We start from the raw sequence: 5575 nt of genomic DNA, 5'->3' as shown, positions 1-5575 counted from the left end.
CGGCCTCCCTCAGCGCCGGCGGCTGCCTGATCTCGAAATCGCAGGGCAGGCTGGCCAGCTGCCGGGCCATCCAATCGATCTCGTCCGCCTGGCAATGCATCGCCACGCCATCCTCCGTCTGCTCGAACACGGCGATCGTTCGTGAGAGCAGCGCCTGCGCGCGCTCCAGGCTGGTCTTGAGCAGCACCTCGACCGCGTGCGCGCGCGGCAGGGTGGCGACCGAGCGCAGCAGGTAGGCCAGGGCGTCGAAACCGTCGGGCCGCTCGAAAGGCCGCTCGAGCGTCTCCACCGAACGGATGCGGTCCAGGCGGAACGAACGGATCGCGTGACGCAGGTGGCACCAGCCGATCGCATACCAGCAGCCGCCGTGATAGGCCAGGCCATAGGCGTCGAATTCGCGCTCCGACTCCCGGCCCGCGGTGTCGCCATAGCCCAGGCGCACCCGCCGCCGCGCCTGGGCCGCGACCGACAGCGCCGCCAGCGCAGTGTGGCTGGGGCTGGCCGCGGCGGAGGCGCCGGCGACGTCCAGTTGCACCGTCTGGTCGACCGCGCGCACGCGCTGGCGCAGGCCGGCGGCCATGACGCGCTCCAGCTTGGCCTGGGCGCTGGCCACCGCCGGCGCGCTGCGGTCCAGCCCGAAGCTGCGCGCGGCCAGCAAGCCCACCGACAGGGCCACCGCCTCGTCCTCGCTGAACATCATCGGCGGCAGCTTGAAGCCCGCCACCAAGGCGTAGCCGCCGGCCCGTCCCCGTTCGGCCGTTACCGGAATGCCCATGTCTTCCAGCGCCGCGATGTAGCGCCTCAAGCTGCGGCCATCCACACCGAGGCGCGCCGCCATGTCGGCGCCGCTGATGCGGCCATGGGCCTGCAGCAGTTCCAGCACCGCCAGCACCCGTGTCGCCGGTTTCGCCATCTCGAAAAATGTTTGTTTTAATTAGGTCTGATTATGTCCTGATTTGCCCTTAGGCTGCATGCTCGCATCAACCAACAAGGAGAAAAAGATGGAAGCGGCACAACTGGGATTGTTTTTCGTGGTCGTCTTCGGCGTGATCGCGCTGCCAGGACTGGACATGGCCTTCGTACTGGCCAGCTCGATGCGCGGTGGCAGCGGCGCCGGTTTCGCCGCCGTGGGCGGCATCGTCGCGGGCGGCATCGCCCACACCGTGATGGGCGTGCTCGGCGTGGCGGCGATCCTGGCCGTGTGGCCGCCGCTGTTCAACGCCATGCTGCTGGCGGGGGCCGTGTACATCGGCTGGATCGGCTGGACGCTGCTGCGCGCGCAAGCGGCGCCCACCTTGGCGATCTCGCCCCAGGCCCAGCTGCCGCGCGGCAGGTCGATCTTCCTGCAGGGGATGCTGACCTGCCTGCTCAACCCCAAGGCCTATGTGTTCATGCTGGCGATCTTCCCGCAATTCCTGCGCCCCGGGCAAGGCGGTTTGTGGACACAGGCTGCGCTGCTGGGCCTGATCATTGCCTTCACCCAGGCCCTGGTGTATGGCGCGGTGACGGTGGGCGCGCTGGGCGCCCAGCGCCGCATCAATGCCAACCCGCGCGGCGGTCTGTTCGCTGCCCGTATGGTGGGCGCGGTGCTGGTCGGGGTAGGGGTGCTGACCCTGTTGCAGGGATGGCGCTCTTAGCCGCGTTGCGCCGTCCCCTGAAACGACAAAGAGCACGCCAAAGGCGTGCTCTCAGTCTTGGTCGGCATGCCCGCTGAGCGGGCCGTGCGCTAACTTATTGCGGCTGGATGTTCGCAGCCTGCTTGCCTTTTGGGCCGGCAGTGATGTCGAAGCTCACGCGCTGATTTTCCTGCAGCGACTTGAAGCCGGTTACGTTGATGGCCGAGAAGTGTGCAAAGACGTCTTCGCCACCGCCGTCAGGCGTAATGAAGCCGAAACCCTTCGCATCGTTGAACCACTTTACAGTGCCAGTCGCCATGTTATTCCCTCAAAAGAAAGTATTTGTCTTATCGCTCTGTGCGCGCGTCGGAGGACTGGAACCAGCGGCGTGCTCATCATTGCAATTCTGATTATAAAAGCAATTTTTATTTTTTCGGCAAGTTTTTTTCAATCGTACACCCCCTTTGCGATTGGCGTTCTTTACGTACGCCCATGCAGTGTTTCCTATCGGAATGTGAACGGCATGCGTACCGTCAGCGTGACATCTGGGGTGTCGCGGGTGACGCCGGCGCCCACGGCGATACTCAGTGAACGCTTCTCGTTGAAGCGGTAGGAATAGCCCAGCAACAAGGTACCAAGCTGGGTGCGTACCGAGCCCGGCACATTATTGCCGTTCTGCTTCATGCGCCCCACCGTGCTGTGGTCGTAACCCAGGCTGAGCGAGGCTTTGTCGTTCAGCGCCAGGCCCATGCCGAAGTTGAAGCCGATGATCGCGCCCGGTTCCAGTTCGCCCAGCGGCTCGCGGATGTTGTTGCGCACCAGGCGCTCCACATTGCTGCGCTTGAAGTTGTGCAGGTAGCTGAGGTTGCCGAAGAAGACCGCCGGGTCGGAGGGGAACAGCCAGGTCAGGCTGCCCTGCAGCGAATGGAAGCCAGAGCCGGTCGGCAGCGATAGCGGCAGGCCGGTGCCGGTGACATTCTCGCCGATGCAGCGCGTCTGGCAATCGGTGACGACTTCGAATGGATCCTTGCCGGTGGACGATTTATAGCGCAGGCCGCCGATGTAATAGGCCTTGTCGGGCCCGCCATTGTTCAGTTGGTAGCGGCCGGCGATCTCGATATCGCCCATGTCCTTGCCGCTCGTGTTGAAGACGCGCTCGACCGCGGTGCCGGTGAAGATCTCGCGGCTCACGGTGGCGTCCGAACGATACACATAGGGCAGCTTGACCTCGATCTCCATCCGGTTGTTCAGGCCGGTGCGCGCGGTGAGTGAACCGGTGAACGTGTTGCGCTTGACCTCACGCACATCCACCAGGCCGATCAGGAGCGCCGGAATCACCGTGTAGCCGACCAGGGCCACCCGGTTACTGGACGAATAACCGAACTGCATGGCGGGTTCCAGGATGTACTTGCCGCGCGGCGTCAGCACGCCGGGCGCCTCGAACAGCGGCGCGACTTCGGGCGGGCGCTGGTCCTTCTGGTTGCTGTTCGCCGCCGTCTGCTGGGTCTGGGCGGGAGCGCGCGCCGCCGGCTGGGCGGGGCCGCGAACGGCCGGCGCCGCAGGCGAGGATGGCCGCTGATTGGCCGGCGCGTTGCTGTTCTGTGCGGTTTTCTTTTGCGGCGCCGGCTTCGCTGCCGGCTGCGCTGCCGGCTGCGGCGCCGGCGCGCCGCTGTTCTGCCCGCCGGTACCGCGCTGCTCCGACAAGGTCAGATCGTCGGCGCGTGGCGGCAATTCCAGCTGTTCGGCCAACATCGGCTGAGCTTCGTCGCGCCGTTCTTCGATACGCTCGATCTTGGCGCGCTGCGCCTCCAGCTCCTGGGTCAGGCGCTCGACCAGTTCGCGCTGCGCCGCCAGCTCGGCCTTCAGCGTGGACAGTTCGGCGCTGCGATCCTGTTCGCTGGCCGGCCCCTGCTGCGCGTGGGCCACAGGCCCCAGCAGCAAGGCGGCCAGACCTGCGGCCTTGAGACGCGAAACACGGGTGCGCATCCGTTTCTCCCTGATCAATTAATCATATTGCAATGCTACAGGTTTCCTGCCGAGCGCACGATTGCATCGGAGATAGTTGCATGAAAATTCATGTCTTTGATCAAGGCCATACTGTTGACGGTTGAGGAGATGGTGGTTTGGGCCAGGATGGCCTGGTGATCCAGGCTGTTCTGGACGAAGGTGGCGCCGCTGCCCAGGCCGAGGTCGCTGGGGGCGAAGTTGCTGCCGCCGATCTGGACCAGGCGGGCCGTACCGAGCGCATCGCGCGCTTGTGCGAGCTGCTCGGCATTGATGGAAGCAAGGTCGGGAATGGCGAGATTGGTGCGCGACAGCACCTCGCCATTGACCGATACCACGCGTTCGATCCCCAGCGAAATGTTGAGGCCGCCCGGCGTGTCGAAACCGCCGCGGTTCGCGTCCAGGGTCGCCTCGTCCACCGGTGCCCAATCGCCGGCATCGATGACGGGGTTTTGCTCAGCCAGCGCCGCATGGCAGGCTCCGGCCAGCAGCGCAGCCACGAAGGCGTGGCGAGCATGTATGAGCCAATGCATGGGATTCCTTTCAAAAATCGCCAGGACCGAACTTCGGAAGGCTCTGGCTGTACTGTTCCACGTTGATGCCGTTACCGAGCGGCGCGCGCGGTGCGGCGAGCCAGTCTTCGGCGCGGTTGAAGGCGACCTTGCCCGGATATTTGTGCACCACGAACAGCAATTTGTTGGCCCACAGTTCGTTGAAGCGCTCGCGCGTCACCGAACGGGTTCCACTGGACGGGTCGCCCAGCAGGATGCGGCCGTCCTCCGCGCCTTTGATGACGACGAAATGGTTGTAGCCACGGTCGTTGATCAGGACGATCGCAGGCAGCTTCGCCTCGAACAGCTTGTCGAGCGGCTGCTGGAAGCCGTCGCCGACGAAACCGCGTCCGGCCAGGTAGCGCTTCATGTCGAGCATGGAAAAGCCCTGCTGGCGGATCTTGGCTTTGTCGCCGGCCATGAACATTTTCTCGAAGACTTCCTTCTCGGTCACCGGAGTGCCGTAGTGGTAGGTCAGCAGCGTGGCCAGGGCAGCCGAGCCGCAGCTGAAATCGAACTGCTGGCGTGTGGTCTTGCGGAATTTGATTTCCTTCAAAGAGGTGACAGGCACCGTGGCGCGCTGTCCGACGGCCAGTTCGATCGAGGAGGCCGGACAGCGGGGCGCCAGCAACAAGCCGCACATGGCGGCAGAGATGGCGACAAACGTTTTCATAGAGCCTTTATCGTTGTGCTACTGCAAGCGCAGGTTGATGACGGTCGCGTTCTGGATCAGCACGTTCGAACCGCTGTTCTGGATCACCATCGGCAAGCCTTGCGCGTTGGCGAAAGAGCCGCCGTCGATCACATTGTTGCCACTGACGGTATTGACCGCAGTGTTGTTGCCCACCGTGCCGCCCAGCACTGCTTCGGTATGCACGGTGTCGTCCTTGCCGGAGGCGCGTTCCAGGCGTTCGACCGCGACGGCTTCGCCCCAGGCGCTGTCCGCAGCCGCGACCTTTACCTCGTACAGGAAGCCGGGTTCGACCGGCAGCTTGTCAGGATCGGCGGCCTGCACCGCCAGCGGCAACGCGGCCAGCGCAGCCAGCAGAGATCGGTTCACAGGTTTCATACAGGTTCCCCTTGTCGGAAAAAACACCGCGCGGCGAATGCCGCGCGGTGTCACTGCTGGATTACTGGCTGGCTGCGCCGCCGACGGTCATGTTCGACTGAACGTTGACGCTTTGCTGGATCAGCGAGGAGAAGCCGTTGTTTTGGCTGATCACCGAGACGCCGGCTGCGGACTGGGCGATGTTCGACATGGTGTTCGACATGTTGAATTCGCCGGTGGTCACGGTTTGCGTACCACCTGCGCCGCCGGTACCTGCGCCGCCGGCACCGCCAGTGGCGTCGCCACCGGTGTTGCTGCCGCCCGCGCCGCCGGCACCCGAGGTGTTGGAGCCGCCT

7 protein-coding genes and 1 pseudogene are annotated in these 5575 nt (G+C 64.6%); 1 reads left to right on the top strand and 7 read right to left on the bottom strand.

Features of this window, described 5'->3' with window-relative positions:
* A partial coding sequence (locus tag J8847_RS23800; protein ID WP_211527164.1) for a YafY family protein occupies positions 1-913 on the bottom strand: 913 nt, incomplete at its 3' end.
* 88 nt (positions 914-1001) lie between these two features.
* On the opposite strand from J8847_RS23800, the gene J8847_RS23795 reads away from it, so the two are divergent.
* Positions 1002-1637 (top strand): LysE family translocator, encoded by a 636-nt coding sequence (locus J8847_RS23795; RefSeq protein WP_211527163.1) that lies wholly within the window; start codon positions 1002-1004, stop codon positions 1635-1637.
* Positions 1638-1731: 94 nt separating this feature from the next.
* Here the strand turns inward: J8847_RS23795 and J8847_RS23790 are convergent, their stop codons facing one another.
* The 6 genes and pseudogenes from J8847_RS23790 to J8847_RS23765 all read right to left on the bottom strand — a co-directional run.
* On the bottom strand, positions 1732-1935 hold the full coding sequence (locus tag J8847_RS23790; RefSeq protein ID WP_020653674.1) for a cold-shock protein: 204 nt from the start codon (positions 1933-1935) through the stop codon (positions 1732-1734).
* A 185-nt stretch (positions 1936-2120) separates the two neighbouring features.
* A complete protein-coding gene (locus J8847_RS23785) occupies positions 2121-3602 on the bottom strand; it encodes a hypothetical protein (protein ID WP_211527162.1) in 1482 nt (493 codons plus the stop codon).
* A 35-nt stretch (positions 3603-3637) separates the two neighbouring features.
* A complete protein-coding gene (locus J8847_RS23780) occupies positions 3638-4153 on the bottom strand; it encodes a hypothetical protein (RefSeq protein WP_211527161.1) in 516 nt (171 codons plus the stop codon).
* A gap of 10 nt (positions 4154-4163) precedes the next feature.
* Positions 4164-4844: a C39 family peptidase gene (locus J8847_RS23775; RefSeq protein WP_211527160.1), complete on the bottom strand. Its 681-nt coding sequence runs from the start codon at positions 4842-4844 to the stop codon at positions 4164-4166.
* Between the two features lie 18 nt (positions 4845-4862).
* Complete coding sequence (locus J8847_RS23770; RefSeq protein WP_211527158.1) at positions 4863-5240, bottom strand: hypothetical protein; 378 nt, start codon at positions 5238-5240, stop codon at positions 4863-4865.
* 61 nt (positions 5241-5301) lie between these two features.
* Positions 5302-5575: pseudogene (locus J8847_RS23765) on the bottom strand (hypothetical protein); the annotation flags it as partial.

The organism is Massilia sp. AB1, assembly GCF_018119385.1.
Classification (GTDB): Bacteria; Pseudomonadota; Gammaproteobacteria; order Burkholderiales; family Burkholderiaceae_D; genus Telluria.
Note: the sequence above shows the minus strand (reverse complement) of the source record. Positions and strands in the feature narration are given on the sequence as shown.